Annotated in this window: 30 protein-coding genes; 25 read left to right on the top strand and 5 right to left on the bottom strand. The window is 51.5% G+C overall.

The window, feature by feature from the left end; genetic code table 11:
* Positions 1–348 precede the first annotated feature (348 nt).
* The 4 genes from repA (at position 349) to EKL29_RS21385 (ending at position 3181) form a co-directional block, all read left to right on the top strand.
* The gene (repA, locus tag EKL29_RS21400; RefSeq protein WP_126690667.1) at positions 349–1197 is read left to right on the top strand and encodes a plasmid replication initiator RepA; all 849 of its coding nucleotides are present in this window, start codon (positions 349–351) and stop codon (positions 1195–1197) included.
* Positions 1198–1940: 743 nt separating this feature from the next.
* Positions 1941–2210, top strand: a complete 270-nt coding sequence (locus tag EKL29_RS21395) for a hypothetical protein (RefSeq protein WP_311779055.1) — start codon at positions 1941–1943, stop codon at positions 2208–2210.
* A 316-nt stretch (positions 2211–2526) separates the two neighbouring features.
* Entirely contained in the window at positions 2527–2895 is a 369-nt protein-coding gene (locus EKL29_RS21390; protein WP_126690665.1) for a type II toxin-antitoxin system RelE/ParE family toxin, read from the top strand.
* Positions 2876–3181 carry an XRE family transcriptional regulator gene (locus EKL29_RS21385; RefSeq protein WP_126690663.1) on the top strand — a complete coding sequence of 102 codons (306 nt, stop codon included), beginning with the start codon at positions 2876–2878 and terminating at the stop codon, positions 3179–3181. The genes EKL29_RS21390 and EKL29_RS21385 overlap by 20 nt, the downstream gene beginning before the upstream one ends.
* Positions 3182–3214: 33 nt before the next feature.
* On the opposite strand, the gene EKL29_RS23605 is transcribed toward EKL29_RS21385, so the two are convergent.
* The 5 genes from EKL29_RS23605 to EKL29_RS21365 all read right to left on the bottom strand — a co-directional run bounded on the left by EKL29_RS23605 (position 3215) and on the right by EKL29_RS21365 (position 5928).
* The gene (locus EKL29_RS23605; RefSeq protein WP_409339866.1) at positions 3215–3580 is read right to left on the bottom strand and encodes a S24 family peptidase; all 366 of its coding nucleotides are present in this window, start codon (positions 3578–3580) and stop codon (positions 3215–3217) included.
* 155 nt (positions 3581–3735) lie between these two features.
* The gene (locus EKL29_RS21380) at positions 3736–3981 is read right to left on the bottom strand and encodes a hypothetical protein (RefSeq protein ID WP_126690661.1); all 246 of its coding nucleotides are present in this window, start codon (positions 3979–3981) and stop codon (positions 3736–3738) included.
* A 6-nt stretch (positions 3982–3987) separates the two neighbouring features.
* Entirely contained in the window at positions 3988–4638 is a 651-nt protein-coding gene (locus EKL29_RS21375; RefSeq protein ID WP_126690660.1) for a ParA family protein, read from the bottom strand.
* A gap of 131 nt (positions 4639–4769) precedes the next feature.
* Complete coding sequence (locus EKL29_RS21370) at positions 4770–5171, bottom strand: hypothetical protein (protein WP_126690659.1); 402 nt, start codon at positions 5169–5171, stop codon at positions 4770–4772.
* A 115-nt stretch (positions 5172–5286) separates the two neighbouring features.
* Positions 5287–5928 carry a LexA family transcriptional regulator gene (locus EKL29_RS21365; protein ID WP_126690658.1) on the bottom strand — a complete coding sequence of 214 codons (642 nt, stop codon included), beginning with the start codon at positions 5926–5928 and terminating at the stop codon, positions 5287–5289.
* Between the two features lie 143 nt (positions 5929–6071).
* On the opposite strand from EKL29_RS21365, the gene EKL29_RS21360 reads away from it, so the two are divergent.
* The 21 genes from EKL29_RS21360 to EKL29_RS21260 all read left to right on the top strand — a co-directional run bounded on the left by EKL29_RS21360 (position 6072) and on the right by EKL29_RS21260 (position 15543).
* Positions 6072–6566, top strand: a complete 495-nt coding sequence (locus tag EKL29_RS21360) for a hypothetical protein (RefSeq protein ID WP_126690656.1) — start codon at positions 6072–6074, stop codon at positions 6564–6566.
* A complete protein-coding gene (locus tag EKL29_RS21355) occupies positions 6563–7030 on the top strand; it encodes a hypothetical protein (RefSeq protein WP_126690654.1) in 468 nt (155 codons plus the stop codon). Before EKL29_RS21360 ends, EKL29_RS21355 begins: the two co-directional genes overlap by 4 nt.
* Entirely contained in the window at positions 7017–7244 is a 228-nt protein-coding gene (locus EKL29_RS21350; protein ID WP_126690653.1) for a hypothetical protein, read from the top strand. The genes EKL29_RS21355 and EKL29_RS21350 overlap by 14 nt, the downstream gene beginning before the upstream one ends.
* Complete coding sequence (locus tag EKL29_RS21345) at positions 7241–7660, top strand: Ref family recombination enhancement nuclease (RefSeq protein ID WP_126690652.1); 420 nt, start codon at positions 7241–7243, stop codon at positions 7658–7660. The genes EKL29_RS21350 and EKL29_RS21345 overlap by 4 nt, the downstream gene beginning before the upstream one ends.
* Entirely contained in the window at positions 7650–7982 is a 333-nt protein-coding gene (locus EKL29_RS21340; protein ID WP_126690651.1) for a DUF1064 domain-containing protein, read from the top strand. The genes EKL29_RS21345 and EKL29_RS21340 overlap by 11 nt, the downstream gene beginning before the upstream one ends.
* A 4-nt stretch (positions 7983–7986) precedes the next feature.
* A complete protein-coding gene (locus tag EKL29_RS21335; RefSeq protein WP_126690650.1) occupies positions 7987–8367 on the top strand; it encodes a hypothetical protein in 381 nt (126 codons plus the stop codon).
* Positions 8364–8573, top strand: coding sequence for a hypothetical protein (locus EKL29_RS21330; protein ID WP_126690649.1), 210 nt, complete (start codon positions 8364–8366; stop codon positions 8571–8573). Before EKL29_RS21335 ends, EKL29_RS21330 begins: the two co-directional genes overlap by 4 nt.
* A gap of 381 nt (positions 8574–8954) precedes the next feature.
* On the top strand, positions 8955–9119 hold the full coding sequence (locus tag EKL29_RS21325; RefSeq protein WP_126690647.1) for a host cell division inhibitor Icd-like protein: 165 nt from the start codon (positions 8955–8957) through the stop codon (positions 9117–9119).
* Between the two features lie 26 nt (positions 9120–9145).
* Complete coding sequence (locus EKL29_RS21320) at positions 9146–9472, top strand: hypothetical protein (protein ID WP_126690646.1); 327 nt, start codon at positions 9146–9148, stop codon at positions 9470–9472.
* The gene (locus EKL29_RS21315; RefSeq protein ID WP_126690644.1) at positions 9465–9794 is read left to right on the top strand and encodes a hypothetical protein; all 330 of its coding nucleotides are present in this window, start codon (positions 9465–9467) and stop codon (positions 9792–9794) included. The genes EKL29_RS21320 and EKL29_RS21315 overlap by 8 nt, the downstream gene beginning before the upstream one ends.
* A 32-nt stretch (positions 9795–9826) precedes the next feature.
* Positions 9827–10132 (top strand): hypothetical protein, encoded by a 306-nt coding sequence (locus EKL29_RS21310; protein ID WP_126690643.1) that lies wholly within the window; start codon positions 9827–9829, stop codon positions 10130–10132.
* A 553-nt stretch (positions 10133–10685) separates the two neighbouring features.
* Positions 10686–11306 carry a glycoside hydrolase family 19 protein gene (locus EKL29_RS21305; RefSeq protein ID WP_126690642.1) on the top strand — a complete coding sequence of 207 codons (621 nt, stop codon included), beginning with the start codon at positions 10686–10688 and terminating at the stop codon, positions 11304–11306.
* A complete protein-coding gene (locus EKL29_RS21300) occupies positions 11303–11845 on the top strand; it encodes a hypothetical protein (protein ID WP_126690641.1) in 543 nt (180 codons plus the stop codon). The genes EKL29_RS21305 and EKL29_RS21300 overlap by 4 nt, the downstream gene beginning before the upstream one ends.
* A complete protein-coding gene (locus tag EKL29_RS21295) occupies positions 11842–12408 on the top strand; it encodes an MT-A70 family methyltransferase (RefSeq protein WP_126690640.1) in 567 nt (188 codons plus the stop codon). Before EKL29_RS21300 ends, EKL29_RS21295 begins: the two co-directional genes overlap by 4 nt.
* A gap of 397 nt (positions 12409–12805) precedes the next feature.
* The gene (locus EKL29_RS21290) at positions 12806–13177 is read left to right on the top strand and encodes a hypothetical protein (RefSeq protein ID WP_126690638.1); all 372 of its coding nucleotides are present in this window, start codon (positions 12806–12808) and stop codon (positions 13175–13177) included.
* Positions 13178–13207: 30 nt separating this feature from the next.
* Positions 13208–13459, top strand: a complete 252-nt coding sequence (locus EKL29_RS21285) for a hypothetical protein (protein WP_126690637.1) — start codon at positions 13208–13210, stop codon at positions 13457–13459.
* A gap of 45 nt (positions 13460–13504) precedes the next feature.
* Complete coding sequence (locus tag EKL29_RS21280; RefSeq protein ID WP_126690636.1) at positions 13505–13894, top strand: phage holin family protein; 390 nt, start codon at positions 13505–13507, stop codon at positions 13892–13894.
* Positions 13891–14166 carry a phage holin family protein gene (locus EKL29_RS23600; RefSeq protein ID WP_126690635.1) on the top strand — a complete coding sequence of 92 codons (276 nt, stop codon included), beginning with the start codon at positions 13891–13893 and terminating at the stop codon, positions 14164–14166. Before EKL29_RS21280 ends, EKL29_RS23600 begins: the two co-directional genes overlap by 4 nt.
* Before the next feature lie 3 nt (positions 14167–14169).
* Positions 14170–14526: an HNH endonuclease gene (locus tag EKL29_RS21270; protein ID WP_126690634.1), complete on the top strand. Its 357-nt coding sequence runs from the start codon at positions 14170–14172 to the stop codon at positions 14524–14526.
* Positions 14527–14813: 287 nt separating this feature from the next.
* A complete protein-coding gene (locus tag EKL29_RS21265) occupies positions 14814–15257 on the top strand; it encodes a hypothetical protein (protein ID WP_126690633.1) in 444 nt (147 codons plus the stop codon).
* A gap of 25 nt (positions 15258–15282) precedes the next feature.
* Positions 15283–15543, top strand: coding sequence for a hypothetical protein (locus EKL29_RS21260; RefSeq protein ID WP_126690632.1), 261 nt, complete (start codon positions 15283–15285; stop codon positions 15541–15543).

Raw genomic sequence — 15543 nt, 5'->3', positions numbered from 1 at the left:
GATCATTTTCCTTTACGGGATTAAATCATAGTAATCAATCACTTGCCTTTTATTCTTCGCAGATTTGTTTTGCGTGTGGATCTTGGGCGGGCAAACCACGAATGAATTAACTAACTTCATTTTGTGTTTAGCTTGACCACGATTCAAAGGCGAGTAAAATAGCCTGGCGATTTGAGAAGGTTTCAGAAAAGCTAAACCCCGCCGAAGCGGGGTTTAGCAGGAATCTTATCTTTCGTGAGATTTGAAAGTTTTCACCAACAAACAACGAAAAAATCGATACCGTGGCAGGTCTGATTATACGTTGTGCGTTGGTGAAAGCAAGTTTTCACTAACTGGACTTCGTGAGTAATGACAATCGGACGTGTGTACGTAAAAAACCCGACGCCGGTATTCCGTGTGCCGGAAGGCAAAGGGACGCAGGCTTTCAATGAAAAGCTCAAGGAGAAAGCCCTTAAAGGCTTCACCGGGACGATGCTTTTTAAGTTTACCTTTGCGCTTGCTCGCCAGGCGGGTACGCTTCTCAGAATGCGCGGCCTCTATAAGACCCGCCGCGACGCTATCGATCAGGCTGTAATCGGCCTTTGCCATCACTACGACACTCTCACAAAGCGCGTTAACGTCTCTATGACGACTCTTGCTATCGAGTGTGGGCTCGCAACTGAATCCGCAAACGGTAAGCTCTCTATAACGCGCCTTACGCGCGCGCTTCAGACTCTTAACGATATGAAGCTGATCACCTACAACACCGAATTCGACAGCACGCACGGCGCTTACTTTCCGACTGAGGTTGTTTTACTGCCTGCATTCTTTGAAGTGCTGGATATTTCGGAAGCGTCAGTCGAAGCGGCGCGCGTATCGAAGGCCGCTCAGCTCAACAAAAAGCGCCAGGCTAAAGGGCTGAATATGCTTTCCGTGCGTGAGCTGGTTCTGGCCGAAGTGAAGCGCTATCGGGATATGGTCTATCAGAAGCGTGCAGCGCGTAAAGAGCGCGGCGAAGAGCGCGCCAGGGCTAAAGCTGAAGCAGCATTAACCCGCGCTGAGATAGAAGGTAAGGTGCGCAAAGAGTTAAACCGCGAAATCCTCCGCTCGCGTATCTCGTTCAAGAGCCTTAGCGAAGTAGCGGCAGAGATTGAGCGTCGCGTAAAACGCCGCATGATCCTGTCTCGCGGCAATTACAGCCGACTTAATCCAGCCTGATTCCCCTCAGTTTAAGCAACATCCGGCAGCGCCGGAGAGTTTGCCACGTCCAAAGAAAATCCCCGTACAAAATTCATCCTAACCGCTTCTTTCTGCGTAGTATCAACCCGTTAACCTGTTGCTTTTTTGCTCAATAATTCGCGCTTTTGTTGCCTCTCGATCTCCTTTGTCTCCAGCATTTAACTTACACACAGATATTTGCAAGAGACCTGCTGTCCTGGATGCGAATCGGCAGGCTTTTAATCTGCGTGTAGTCTTTTAAACTTCTGTAATTATGTTCTTTTAAAAAGAATACTTACTCGCGTGCTGTCCTGTGGACAGCTACAAATGTCCGCCCTTGCAGCGCCTTACGGCGCGCCGGTTCGGATCAGTCGCTTCGCTCCTTAAGGTAGCTCCTCCGGCTTTTGGCCGGAGGCTGGCCGCTGCTGGTAATTCCTTTGCGGAAAGGCGCTTTCCGCCATCAAACATCATCGCCATTGAAAGGACGTTGAAAAACCCGGCTTAGCAGGGAAGGGATCGGCTGATACCGCAACGCGATAAATCTGAAGCAGAATCGCCGCCTGTGAGCTTTTAAAGGCAAAAGGCAATGCAACATCAGGATAAAACCGGCAGGCGCTTAAAATGGCTGTGAGAGCGTTTTAAAAGAATCAGACTCAGGACAAACATACGTTAAGAAGTTATAGTGTCTTAAATACGAAGTATGCAGCTCGCAAAAGCGGCTTTTTGTCAGGGGCAAAGGTAATATGCAAATCCGAAAGCATGATCGTCGATCTTTTATGGACTTCGTCGAAGCCAGGGCGTTTTCTAAAGTGGTCGCTACTCGCAACATGGAAACCGGGCGCTGGTCGCTTTTTGGTATTGCTGGCGAGCTGGCGATCATGATGGAGAAAGCGCGCGGCGGGGCGCGGGAGTGGTCAAGCCTGGACAGACTTGCGGACTTTTGCGAAAAAATGGGGCTTAAGCGGTGGGAAATTCACAGCCAGGCCGCAGAACGGGCGCAGATAAAGAATTAAATAAATAAAGATTTCGTTAAACTATCCCTTTTGGGGCTTCGGCCCCGGATTTACCGCCAAACCGCAAGCGCCATTCTGTTAACAACTCAGTAACATTAAAACCTGACGCTTTCGCCCCTGTTATCTTCCTGAAATCTGCCTTTCATCGTGTTTTTAGCCTGAGTGCCTTTCCGGCAGGTCGCGAAATGACCCTTATGTTAAATAGCCGGGGAAACCCGAAAATCTTTATTTTTACCGACTCGCTTAAAATGCTTGCCATTATCGACTGTAGTCGATAATATCTCTTTATCGACTACAATCTATAAGGAGCTGGATTTTGTGGACGGTCAGAGTTACCGCCTTGTTTGAAGCGTGGTTGTTTGAGCAAGACGAGGACTTACAAGTCGATATGGCGGCGGCGCTGCGAATACTCGCTACAGAAGGCCCACAATTAGGGCGTCCATATGTAGATACTCTGAAGGGCGCGAAGTTAGCTAACCTGAAAGAGTTAAGAGTACAAAGCAACGGCAGGCCATTTAGAGGATTCTTTGTCTTTGACCCGCAGCGAAACGCGATTGTTCTTTGCGCGGGGAACAAGAAAGGCCAGGACGAAAAGCGATTTTACAAAACGATGATCGCAACGGCTGAAAGTGAATATGCGGCCTACCTTGAAGAGGGTAAACAAGATGCCAACAAAAACGCTTGATGAACTGATGCAAAGATTTTCGCCAGAACAGCAAGAAAAGATAGAGGAGAAAGCCGCAGAAATGCGGCTTGAACTGCAATTGTCAAAGCTGCGCGAACGGCTGGAGCGTACACAGCAAGAGCAAGCGCGCGCGATGAACATTGCGCAATCTTCTGTCGCTGCGATTGAAGGGCGCGGGGCGGAGCTGAAGCTCTCCACTCTGAAACGCTACGTTGAAGCGCTGGGCGGCGAGCTGATAATCGGCGTAAACATACCTGGCGGCGAACAGGTTAACTATACGCTGTAAGCCATGAGGCCCGCTTTGCGGGCCTCATTGTTATTACTGTCCCATTGGGGTTATCGCGTACCTTACTACGCCCCACGTCGCGCACAGCTCGCTTTCTGGAGCTTCCCCGGTATCGATCCGCAAAACCTTTTCTGGCGCGTTTAAATCCTGCAATGCCGGGAACGGCGAAGCCAGATAACGCCGGAGCCTAAATTCCCCGTCTACTTCGCTCACTATAACGGCTCGGTGAAATGCGCTTACGCCGCTTTCCACTACGAGCAAAGATCCCTTTTTGATGCCTTCCGCTGGCGCATCGCAATCTGATGTAAACAGATACGTCGCGCTGGGTTTCGTTATGCACAACTGATCGAGGCTTATCCGCTTCTCGACATAGTCGGCTGCTGGAGACGGAAATCCCATAACCTAACCTCTTTTATACTGTTTATTTATCCAGTATAGTCTGTGATCTGGTTATCGGGAAGTCTTGATTTTCATAAGGAAATGAAGATTTAAAGATTTAAAGACAAAAAAAGAGGCCGCTGGGCCTCTTTGTTAAGCGTGTCCGGTCACACCGATTAAGCGTGATTCTTTTTGTACTCGTTGAAAGCATCGATCAGCACCTGCTTCATGCTCTTGCGATGAATGGTCGCGAAAGCCTTCAGCTCGATGTGAAATTCTGGATCGACGTTGAAATTTAACGGCTGTCCGCCGCTTTTCTCGCGTCCGGCGCGGGTTGTAGGTGTAACAGCCGTGGCTGTCTGCTCAACGGTCGGAGCGCTGCCTTTGGTGTTAGTGCGGGGTTTCATTTTAGGTGCGGCCATAGCTTGTTACTCCTCGATGACTTCTTCGAAACGCGAAATGATGTTCTGAATTACTTTGTCGGCTTTGCTGCGTAAGCCTGGGTGCGAGCATTCGATTACCGCCCGGCCTACGTCCTGCGCTTTGCTGTAAGAGGTTTTTTGCGGGATGTAGCCTTCGATCAGGAAATAAGGAGCCTCGCCAAAATAGTTAATTGCTGCTGCGTGCTCGGCTTCAGACTCAGCAACGCCCGAAAAGACAACAGCGATTTTTTTGGCCGGGATACCGGCGTTAATCAGAGCGTTGGCGGTTTCAGCGGTACTTTGCATGTCGTCCAGGGAGTAGCGCGTCGGGATGATGACGAAGTCGGCCAGCTCGGCTACGTGAATTGTAGAAGCAGAGGCAAAGGCCGGACAGTCGATCAAGACAATGTCCCATTTATCCGACTGAATTTCGCGCGTGATAAGTGGCACTGCGCCAAAGCTTTGAGCATGGAAGAGCGGGCCGATATTGGCTTCAGCGCGGCGCTTGTTCCATTTGATTAGCGTTCCCTGTCCGATGTCCATGTCGGCCCCGAGAACTTTCCAGTCGGCCAAAGCGTAGGACACACCAAGAGCGCGAATAAGTGTTGATTTGGTAACTCCGCCTTTACCGGATGCCACGGCGATAGAAACGGTCATAAGATCCCCTTAAATAAATCTTTAATTAAAGATTGAGAGGAGATCTTAGCAAGGCGGGGATCTGAGGTAAAGCAAAGATAAAGAAATAAAGAAATAAATATTTAAAGGGCGGAATAACCCGCCCGAAGGGCTCATAATGTGGAGATTAATTCTCTGATTTTCTGGATAAATTTGTTTTGGTGTTTGGCATAGATCAAGACGCTTTCGGCTAAATCGCCGTGTTCGTCGCCTCGTTCTAAAAGAGTGCTGAGCATGGAGAAAAGAGGGTAGTAGGCGTCATTAAGCATCTTGAAGGCACGCGAGAAAGCGTCTTGTGTTTCGGGGTGGTGGCATACTTCAGCAGCGGCTAAAAAGGTTAGCCAGGCCTCATCAAGTTCAGCCAGCGACTGCTTTTGCTCAATAAGGCTTGAGAGTGCAGCGTCCGCAAAGCGGCGATCAAAATTTTGGAGGTAATCATTAAGTAAATGCTCAACCGCGAGGTTGTGCGCCAGAACGAAAGATGAAGCATCAAGGAGATTATTTTTTAAGCGCATATTGAAACCAGTATACTAAGTGAAGTTTGAACTTCTTTATTGAACTGATAAAACATTCAAAATGTGGTTATTCAGGCCATAAAAAAAGCGGCCTGAATCGGGCCGCATTTGAGAGTTATCTCCAACTTACAACGCAAGCAGCGCGCCCGATTATTTTAACTGACTCGTTGGCATCCTCAACAAAAATCGGTGGGAAATGTGAATCATTATTTGAGTAAAGCACATAACCCGCCTTTCCGAATTCACGCCGCGCCCAACGGAAAACTACGCTGCCCGAATCGTCTTGAACCGCATAAACGTCTGTTCTCTCGACTTTAGTTATTGATGTGTCGATCAAAACTTCATCGCCTTCTTTTATGTCAGGCGCGACTAGAGAGTCTTTAGCTCGCAAAAAGCGGACATGAGCCGGGGAAATGCCCTGTTTCCGTAAGTGCGCATTGTTGAAAGATACTGAATCGAGATCGGACGGCGCCGTCCCTGGATAGGGAGAGTTGATAATCATGTAATTCAACTCTTCTTTACCGCTATCGCTATCAACTAACCCGCTGAGCCAGGCCGGATTACAGCCTAATGCTTTAGATAAACTCTTGATTATCCCCAAAGAAGGTTGCCTGTTGCCTGCTTCATAATTCTGAAGCGACGACCTGGCAAGGCCGGTTAACGCTGCCAGATCGTTAATCGACTTACCTTGTTGCTGTCTAAGCGATTGAATTCGCTTACCCATTACAGAGCTAATTTCTAAGTCTCTTGATTTCATTAGACTTTTATCCCAAGTTGAATACTTCAAATCGAATTAATTATGACACCAAAACGAGGTTATAAGAATCTAAATATTTCACATTACTTCAAAATGAGATTAATCTAGTGTCGATATGAATTCGATACGGAGAAAGTGAAGTTATGGGCGAAAGATTGGGCCTCGCCGGATGGGCCAAAGAACAAGGGGGAATAGTGAGCGCGGCTAAAACGCTCGGGATTCATCCCAGCACATTCGGAGCATATGTCCGGCTAACGCGCTTCCCGCGCCCCGAATGTCTGGCGCGTATGCGAGCGGTGTTAGGGGATTCGGTCGATTTGGATCGGCTGGCAACTGATTATGTTCAGTCGAAAGGTAAGCCGCGTAAGCGCCTTAAAAGCCTGCGAACGGGCTTATTAGTGAACCGGCCCGACAAGTTGATCACCATCTTTGAGGAGTTCGGCATCCCTAACACGCTGGTTAATGACGACGCGGAAAAGTATCTGGCCCGCTGGCGCACAACTAACGTAACGGTCGGAGAGGTGCGCGCTGCGCTGCGCGTTCTGGTAGCTACGGAGCCAAAGATTACGAGTGTTGAGCAGATTCACGAAACAATCGCCGTTGCTCGTCGGTTGAATCTGAAGGAGCTCGATAAATGATGATCATTGCCCTTATGGGGTCGCAGGTTAATCAGCAGTCCGCCTTTATCGAGCGTATGGCAAAAGATATAGCTCCTGACTTTCGCATCAAAAGGGTCAATCTCAGCCAGAGCCTAAAATCAATGCCCGCGCGCATTACAGCCATCAATAAAGCTATAGCGGCGGGATGTGCGCCGGATGAAGCGCTAATTTTTACCGGCGTTACCTCGATGCGTGAAGTTGAAATCCTTATGAAGCGTAAAGCGGTTTTCGGGATCTTCGCTGGCGCACTTCCCCGCCTTTTTATGCGTGAAGGTCTGGAAATAGGCGACGGCTTCCACTTCGTCCACATTAACCCGCCAGAGCTTGAAACAGCCGCCAAGCGCGCGCTTTACAGCAATCCTGAAGAGCTTTTCTCTGTCGCCTGGCTGGCTGAAAGAAAACGTCGCCGTATGCCCGAGGGGGTTGCTTATGCAGCTTGTTAAGGGTGCGGTGCGATTCTGTCAAAAACCGCTTTTTTGGGAATTCCTTTCAGCAAAAACGGGTGACATTGTCACGTCACAAGAGGAGGCGGCGCAGGTTCTACGCCAGTTATGCGGCGTCCGCTCGCGTGCTGCGCTGGCAAATGACGAGGCGGCTATGTCGCGCTATATCGAGCTGGTCAAAGACTTTAACGGCTTTTGCCAGGTGACGAAATGAACGGGCGCACACCGACTAAGGCCGAGCGTCTTTATATCCGCGCCTGTGTGCAGGATGTTGGATGCGTCGCTTGCCGTCTCGATGGCCGGGAGATTGAAAACGCTGAAGCGTGGACAGAGTTCCATCACGATCCCGACTTCGGCAGCACAGACAAAAATGCGCATTTTCGCGGGTTTGGGCTGTGCGCAACGCATCACAGAGGGCTTTTCCCGTCCGGCTGCAAGCCAGATTACTCAATAGCTGTAAGGCATCCGATTCTTAAATCGAGCATCCGCTTTGCTGATAAATACGGGGACGATGCCTTGTTGTGCGCTTACTCGTGGGAATTAGTGCCCGCTCACGTTAAAGAGCAAATCGGTTTTGATTTGTCATTAGGCGAGCTTCCGCCCGGAGAGGTTTTAGCTGATGCAATTTAAGGGATTCAGAGCAGGCGTAAAGCCTGTCAGTAAGTACCGCAACAGGAAAACAGAGGTCGACGGGTTCACCTTTGACAGCATCAAAGAAGCTAATTACTACGTCACTCTCAAGCGCCTTAAGGCGGCTGGCGAAGTAGTTTTATTTCTGCGTCAGGTTCCTTTTCATCTGCCAGGCGGCGTGAAGTATGTCGCCGACTTTATGGTTTTTCATGCCAGCGGCGAAGTTGAGATCGTCGATGTTAAGGGCGTGAAAACTGCGGAGTACAAGATCAAGAAAAAGATGGTTGAGCACCATTATCAAATAACGATTCACGAGGTTTAAGGGAATGGCTAAAGGGGACTTAGACAGCCTTTTCGACTTATGGGCACGCTGGGTTTTAAACGGCTGCAACGCGCGCGGGGGATTTGCGTCAATGCTGCAAATGATGATGGCTACCCGCTGTCAATTCTCAGGCGGCGGCGGGGAGCCCAACGACAGCTTAGAAACGAGCATTGAAGGAGCTGTCGCGCTGCTGTCGACTACGGACAAAAACAGCGCGACAGTGCTGCGTGTCGAGTATGGCGTCTTAACACTGGTTGGCGAGCCAAAAACGCAGCTTGATAAGGCCGCTGTAATGGGAATCAACGTAAAGACGTACAGGCGGAGGCTCGACAAGGGACGGGCTTTTGTTGCGGATTATTTGATAGAAAGGAAAAAGAGAAAGTGAAAACTGATTTTTGGTTCGGCGTCGACGGCGAGAATTATCCGTATGGCCCATTTGCATCACGTCACCTGGCGCTAAGTGCGGCGATAGCAACGTTTCAGCCGATGGCCGGTGCGGTGATCTGCATTGCCGAAGAGCATTACATTACGGCGGAAGATTTGAAACAGGCGGGTAAAGAGCATGAGTGCTTTACTGCGAGCATCGTTTGAAAAAGCGCGCGCTGAAGCGCTCGCGGCGGGAATAGAGCATTATAACGGCGCACCGTGCGCCAGGTGCGGGCGTTCTAAGCGCCTGACAGCCAACCGGCATTGTCTGACGTGCAAGCCGAAGCCAAAACGGCAGAGTGAAGTTGCAGCAGCGCAGGGCAAAAAGGCAGACAGCCGCCACGCATTCAGCCATTCAGCGCTGATCTTCGGGTTCCCCGACAGGCGTATAAATCCGATAATGAAATAAATAAATCTTTAAATCTTTATTTTCTCTTGCGCCATCAGGAGAGGATGATTATTATCCCCCTTAACTTCAAAATGAAGTAAACGTGATCCCGTTTAGGGGTGAAACTTCAGTTAGTGCTGTGGTTTTAGGGGGTTTTAATGTGGCGTTACAAGTTTATGGCGATTCGCCGTTGCGATGGAAAAAGCAAAATCCAATGCCTGTCGACTGTGGCAGATTCAGAAAAGGAAGCGCGCCGCGTCTATTGCGGGGATTACATTTTGTTTTTTCACGCGCGCTTAAAAGTAGCCGAAAGGGCGCATTAAACAGCGAGGCCGTTAAGCCGGTGATCATGCCGGTTGCGGTCAAAAGAAACGAGCAAGGCATTTTCCGGCATCCTGATTTCTATCAGGGCGACAGCCCGGAGGGCTTCAAGCATTGGTGCGAAGTGGCTGGGCTGGAGTTCTCTGTCGTGATTCTCGAAGAGGTCAGGGCCGGGGATAATGGCTGGAGTTTACCGAAGCCGCTGGCCGCTGAATGGTTTATCGGCAGCATACACGAGGCGGAGGATTGGGGCTTCGTCTGTGTCTGGCTGCGGAGAAAGGAGGCGAGCCCAAGCTCTTTGGTAAGCCAGTGCGACGACAGCGAAACATTTTACCGGGTGATTAAGAGTGACTGATAAAAAAAACAGAAAGGCAGCGCAGCGAGAGCGCGATAAACAGCTCGGCTTTGTTCGTGCTAAGCTTCGTATCGAGGCGGAAGAAATGACGCAGCTTGATGAACTATGTGCGCTGCTGCGGCCAGGGTATGAGCCATATACACGATCCGAGCTCATTGGCCTGATGGTTCGTAAAACCCGCAAGGAGTACGAAGAAAAGTTATCTACGATCCCTGCGTGCCGTAAATGCGGGGAGCCTGCGCCAGTGGCCGAATGCGCTTTATCTGGTGATTCGCAGTGCTGGCGCTACTACGGGCCTAGCGAGCTTTATTTAAAGATTTAAATATTTAAAGACTACTCATAAAAGGGAATCATATGAAAAAGAATATTGAGACATGGAACCGCGAGCGCGTTACCTCCTTCATGGGCTGGATTGATTCAAAGGGAGTGGAGACGGTCACGCTTAACGGGAATGACTTTGGCGCATTGCTTCGCTACTGCCTGCGTTTGAGCGAAGCGAAGGAGCCGTCTCTCCAGGAAGAATTAAGCCAGCTCAAAAGTACGGTAGAGCAACAAAGGGAGCAGCTTCAAACGCTGGCGACTGCGCCCGGCAAATCGGCATCAATGGCGGTAGCGTTGATGCGAATTGAAGAGGCGGCGCGCGTGGCGCTAAGAGCCTGAAGCTAACGTAGTATGACCGGACACAACAGCCGCCATTGGCGGCTGTTGTGCTTTGGGCGTGACGTTTTGAAATGACCGCGACAGTTTGAAACGAGGGGCAATCAAACGTTTGTTTCAAAGCGTGCGAATAACTTCGAATTGAAAGCTTACTTCAATTAATGGCGCTAAATGATTAATAAATACTCATTTAAACGATAAAAGCCGCGAACGTATCATAAAACTTCGAATTGTGGTTGATTTGGGTGTCCTTTTGCCCTATCTTCTTTCATAACGTGTTGTTACTGCGCCTCGGGGCAGGAAAGCACTTAACCAGTATCCGTTTAACCTCGCTTCGGCGGGGTTTTTTTTGGAGCTGGAGCCTTCTTAATTACAACATACATTAGCCTTTCGGCTCTTGCCGGTGCGCTGGCTGTCATTCCCATATGTGAGCGGGAAAGCAACTCCTAAGCCGTCTCCCCTACGGTCGACGGAGTCGCTTTTCCGCTCACATATGGCAATAACGCCAGATACAAGCCTCGCTAACGCGGGGCTTTTTAGTTTGCGCCGGAGGAATATGAACGTTGAAACCTTCGCCCGCGCCACTGGCATTAGCACAGAGCTTGCCGCGCGCTGGGTTCCACACATAAACGCGGCGTTAGCCGAGTTTGAAATTACTGATCGGCTTGATGTGGCGATGTTTATTGCGCAGGCCGGGCATGAGTCGTCAGGATTTAGCCGCCTGGAAGAGAATTTTAATTATTCACTGACGGGCCTAACGGGGACGTTTGGCTCTCGATTCTCGCCCTATCAGTCGTCGATGCTTTGCCGCCAGGCTGGGGAAAAAGTCGTACCACTGGAGCGACAAAAGGCTATCGCCAACATTGCTTACGGCGGGCGTTACGGGAACACCATTCGCGGCGACGGCTGGACGTATCGCGGGCGCGGCCTAAAGCAGATCACTTTTAAAGACAACTATAAGGCGTGCGGAAACGCGCTCGGCGTCGATCTCGTTGCTAACCCTGATTTGCTGCTGCAAGACGAATACGCCGCCCGCTCGGCTGCATGGTTCTTTAAATCTCATGGCTGCTGCGGCCTTAAAGGTGACGTTAAGCGCGCTACGGAAATCATCAACGGCGGCGACAACGGGCTCTCTAATCGCGTAATGCTCTTCAAGCGCGCCCGGATGGGGTTATGAACAACGTCCTGTCATTCGTGAAAAAGTGGTGTTGGCTGGCGCTGATAGCCGTTATCGCCGTTCTGCTTTACCTGGCGCAGCATTATCAGGGCCGGGCCGAGCTGGCAGAAAGCGCTAACAGTGTCTTACGAAGCGACAACGCACTACAGGCGGAGGCTATCTCACGCGGCGCGTTTGTGTTCCAGCGCTTTAACGAGATAGCCGCACAGGCTGAAGCGGATCGCCTCCGTATCGTGGCGGCGTCTCAACAAAAGGTTATTGAATACCGTGAAATCCTTAAGCGCGTCCCGCTTACTGACGAGCTTGTCCCTGATGATGTTGCTTGCCGGTTGCTCGCATACTCAAACCGTTTACGTGCCAGCGCAATGCGAGAAGCTTCCGGCGTCTCTGACGGCTCCAGTTCTGATCCCGCCGCCGCCTGCGAACTAACTTATCGGCAGGCCGTTTTATGGATTGACCCGCTTTTGTCGGCGCTCGATGAGGCTAACACAAAGTTAGCGGGCATCCGTGAAGCGGACGAAGCGAGAGGCAGCAAATGAAATACAGGCTTATTTATGTCGATCCGCCCTGGTCTTACCGCGACAAATGCAAAGACGGCCAGCGAGGCGCGGGCTTTCACTATGACGTAATGAGCGTTGCCGATATATGCCGCCTGCCGGTTCATACGCTGGCAGACCCGGAGAGCTGTCTCCTTGCTATGTGGCATGTACCGACGCAGCCGACAGAAGCGTTAAAGGTGATTGAAGCCTGGGGCTTTCGTCTGATGACGATGAAGGGCTTTACCTGGGCGAAGACAAACCGGAAAAAAGGAAACCATGCAATCGGGATGGGGCATATGACCCGCGCCAACTCGGAGGACATGCTTTTCGCCGTGCGTGGCAAACTCCCCAAGCGATTCAACGCCGGGATCTGCCAGCTCCAGACTTTTCCGCGAACAGAGCACAGCGCTAAGCCTGTCGAATTCCGGGATCTGCTGGTGAAGCTTGTCGGCGACGTTCCCCGGATTGAATTGTTCTGTCGTGGCGAGCCGGGCGAAGGCTGGGACGGGTTCGGCAATGAGTGCGCAGGCTCGCTAACGATGACGGCGGGAGGGTTTGCCTGATGCGCTGGATAGCTGTCGTCTCAATGCTGTCACTGGCTGCGCTGATACTGCTTTCATAAAGAAATCTTTAAATAAAGACTGGTGATTATGACGAGTGAAACAGAGTGCTCTTCATGCGGCAATGAAGAGCCTGAATATAAATCGCGTTGCCCGTTTTGTGAGGCGTTTAAATGCGACGTCTGCGACATGGGCGACGACTGCGCTTGCATCAATTGCGAGGGCCAGGCGTAGCGCATGGCAAAGCAGTAATGAATTAAAGATTTAAATATTTAAAGAGCCTCGCAGAAATGCGGGGCTTTGTTGTTTCTGGGCTGCTTCTGCAATGGCGCGTAACGCTAACCACACAGGAGACAACGCGGATCACGCGGGAGCAGCGCCAAAGACAACAGGGGGAAGCATGGCTTTCAAGCAAATCAAAACCGCATACACACGCGAGAAACGCATGTATGCGAATACGCCTTCGCTTGTGGTTTATCACACGGGCGCGGCGATGCTCAGCCGCAACATTTTACCGGATCGCAAGGTTAAGACGATGTCGGTTCAGCACGACACGGCGACCGGACAAATCAGGCTGAAACAGGACGCGGAAGGCGAAACGGCTTTGTTTGGCCGTGTAGGGACGACTTTCTATCTGCCAGTTGCTTACCGCCGCGACTGTGAAATCGCAAAAGGAAGCCCGGCTGTCGTGCCGCTTGAGCTGGCCGGGGATGGTTGGTGGTACGGGCAGATTGGGCGAAGTCTTTCGAACCGTAGTAATCGAAACGCTTAAAGAGTTAAGCGTCATTTAAAAGGGGGAAGTATGGCAACAGTAAAGCAGGAAGAAGAGCTTAAGCCGGAGCTGGCTGTAAGCGTCTGGCTTAAGGATCAAAACCCGAATGAAGCGCCAGCTTATCAGGGCTTCACGCCGGGCGGCGGCGTAGGGGTGCTTAATCATGGCGGCATTCCGACGATTATCCTCTGGCTAGACAAAGAGATGCGCTCAGTTCTTACAGTGGCTTACACCGAGGTTAAGGCGGTTTTGAGTCGGCCTCTCGACGAGCAATCGGCTTAACGTACAGGCCGCCGATTGTTGGCGGCTCTAACTGGAGTAGATCGAATGACTGAGCCGATCACCGGGACGACTGCGGCAACGCTTGCCGTTACCGGCGTAACCTTTGTTGGATTGTTGTCGGGCCTCGATGCGGGCGTCTTGATTGGAGCTTTTGCCGGTTCCGTGGTGTTTGTCCTGACGGCAGACGACTTAGAGCGCTGGAAACGAGTGTTGTTGTTCATGGTTTCGGTAGTGGCCGGAGTTATAGGGGCCGATATGCTGGCGAAGCTGGTTTCCGTTCTGGTGTCTATCTGGCTTCCGACAACGGTAGAAGTTAACCCGGCTGTCGGTGCGCTGATAGCGTCGGCGGTATCGGTGCGCGTGCTGATGAAGCTTACGGCTAAGCCTCAAGACGGCGGCTCCTTCCTTGACCGATTCAAAGGGCCGCAAAGATGAGCTTTAACCTGTTGGCACATGTAGAGGCGTTGGCTTGCCTGATGGTGATTATTCGAATCCTGACGGCGCGCCGGGCTGATAAAAAGCATAGCTACATAGCGGGGATCGGGAGCTGGTTACTGTTAGTAGGTAGTGGATCAGTGCTTATCCGCATTCTGGCCGGGATTCACACTTCCCCGGATTGGGGCGAGGTTCTGATAAACGTCACTATCGCGGCGGTTGTATGGGCCGTGGGTGGTGATACAGCTCAGCTCTTCAAGCGGAAGGGGTGACTGATGCCGCCACGAATCCCGAAAGCTTGTCGTTATCGTGGTTGTAGGCACACGACGACACACTCTTCCGGCTCCTGTGAGGAGCACAGAGGGGAAGGCTGGAAACAGCACACGAAAGGGCAGAGCGCCGCGCAACGCGGTTACGGTACGGACTGGAATAAGTTACGACCGATCATCCTTAAGCGAGACAAAGGATTGTGCCAGGCATGTTTACGCGACGGCATTGTCCGAAGCGCTAAGACAGTCGATCACATCGTCCCCAAAGCTCACGGCGGGAGTGATTTGCCTTCCAATCTGCAAGCGCTTTGCTGGCCTTGCCATAAGGCTAAAACGGCGCGAGAAAGGCTCCAGCGCGAATAAGGGGGCTTCATGCTTTGTTGCTGGTGCGGATCTCGTTCGCACCATTTCACAAGATGCCCCTATCCATCGAAAGAAGCAGCCGAAAAGGCTAACGCTGGAATGTTCGCTCCTCGCGTTGCCCGGCTGTATTGCTCCGTATGCCGCCGCTATGGTCACACTGCTAAAGCCTGTCCGAGTCGACACGCTCCGCTTTTGCCGTGGGGTGCTGTGGCGCGTCAGAAGCGTTTAGAAAGAGAGCGCGGCGGCAATGGGAACGATTGAGGGATGCGAGCGAGAGCGATTCTTAAATGCAGAGTAACAACGGACTAAGTCGCCGCGTGCTGGTTATTGGCGGCGCGAGTCAGTCAGGAATAGCCATTCCCGGCGCTGTAGTGATTGGCGGGCAGTCGATAGCTCCCGCCGATTACATTTTCATCCAGAACGATAGCAACACCGATCCGGCGTCGCCCTGGTATATCACGCGCGTAGACGGTACTCATTACACGATGTTGCACGCTACCGCGCCGAAGAATGCGCAGTACATCGGCGCTTTCATCTGGAACGGGGAAACGAATTCGCGAGGTGAGCGCGTCGGGGCTGGTGTTCAGTGGGAATCATCAGATCCCAGCGTCGTTAAAATTGGTTCGGTCACATCTTCCGGCCAGGCATATATAAACATCGCGGCAGGTACTGCGACGCTAACAGCAAAATATAACGGCATGGTGTCGACGCTGCTAATTACCGCCGTGTAATCACCAGAATCAACAAGGAATTGGTATGAGCGCAGAGGACACGAAAGAGATCACGCTGTCAGGCAACATCTGGACGCAGATCACAGACGGGACAGAGAGCGCGCATATTCAGGAATCGCTACACGCTGGCGCAACAGCGGTGAGCTGGTGCCATTCAGCAGCAAAGCCAACAGACGGCGCTGCGGCGTCGTTATTACACGTCGAAAAGGTTTTCGGCCCGCCGCTGGTTGTCTGGCTGCGGGCGCTAAACGGTGTGGTTTCGGTCACGAAATGGAAGGACGCCTGA

Source organism: Pantoea sp. YU22 (assembly GCF_003970755.1).
In the GTDB taxonomy this organism is placed as follows: Bacteria; Pseudomonadota; Gammaproteobacteria; order Enterobacterales; family Enterobacteriaceae; genus Pantoea; species Pantoea piersonii.
This window is presented reverse-complemented; position numbering and strand designations above follow the sequence as displayed.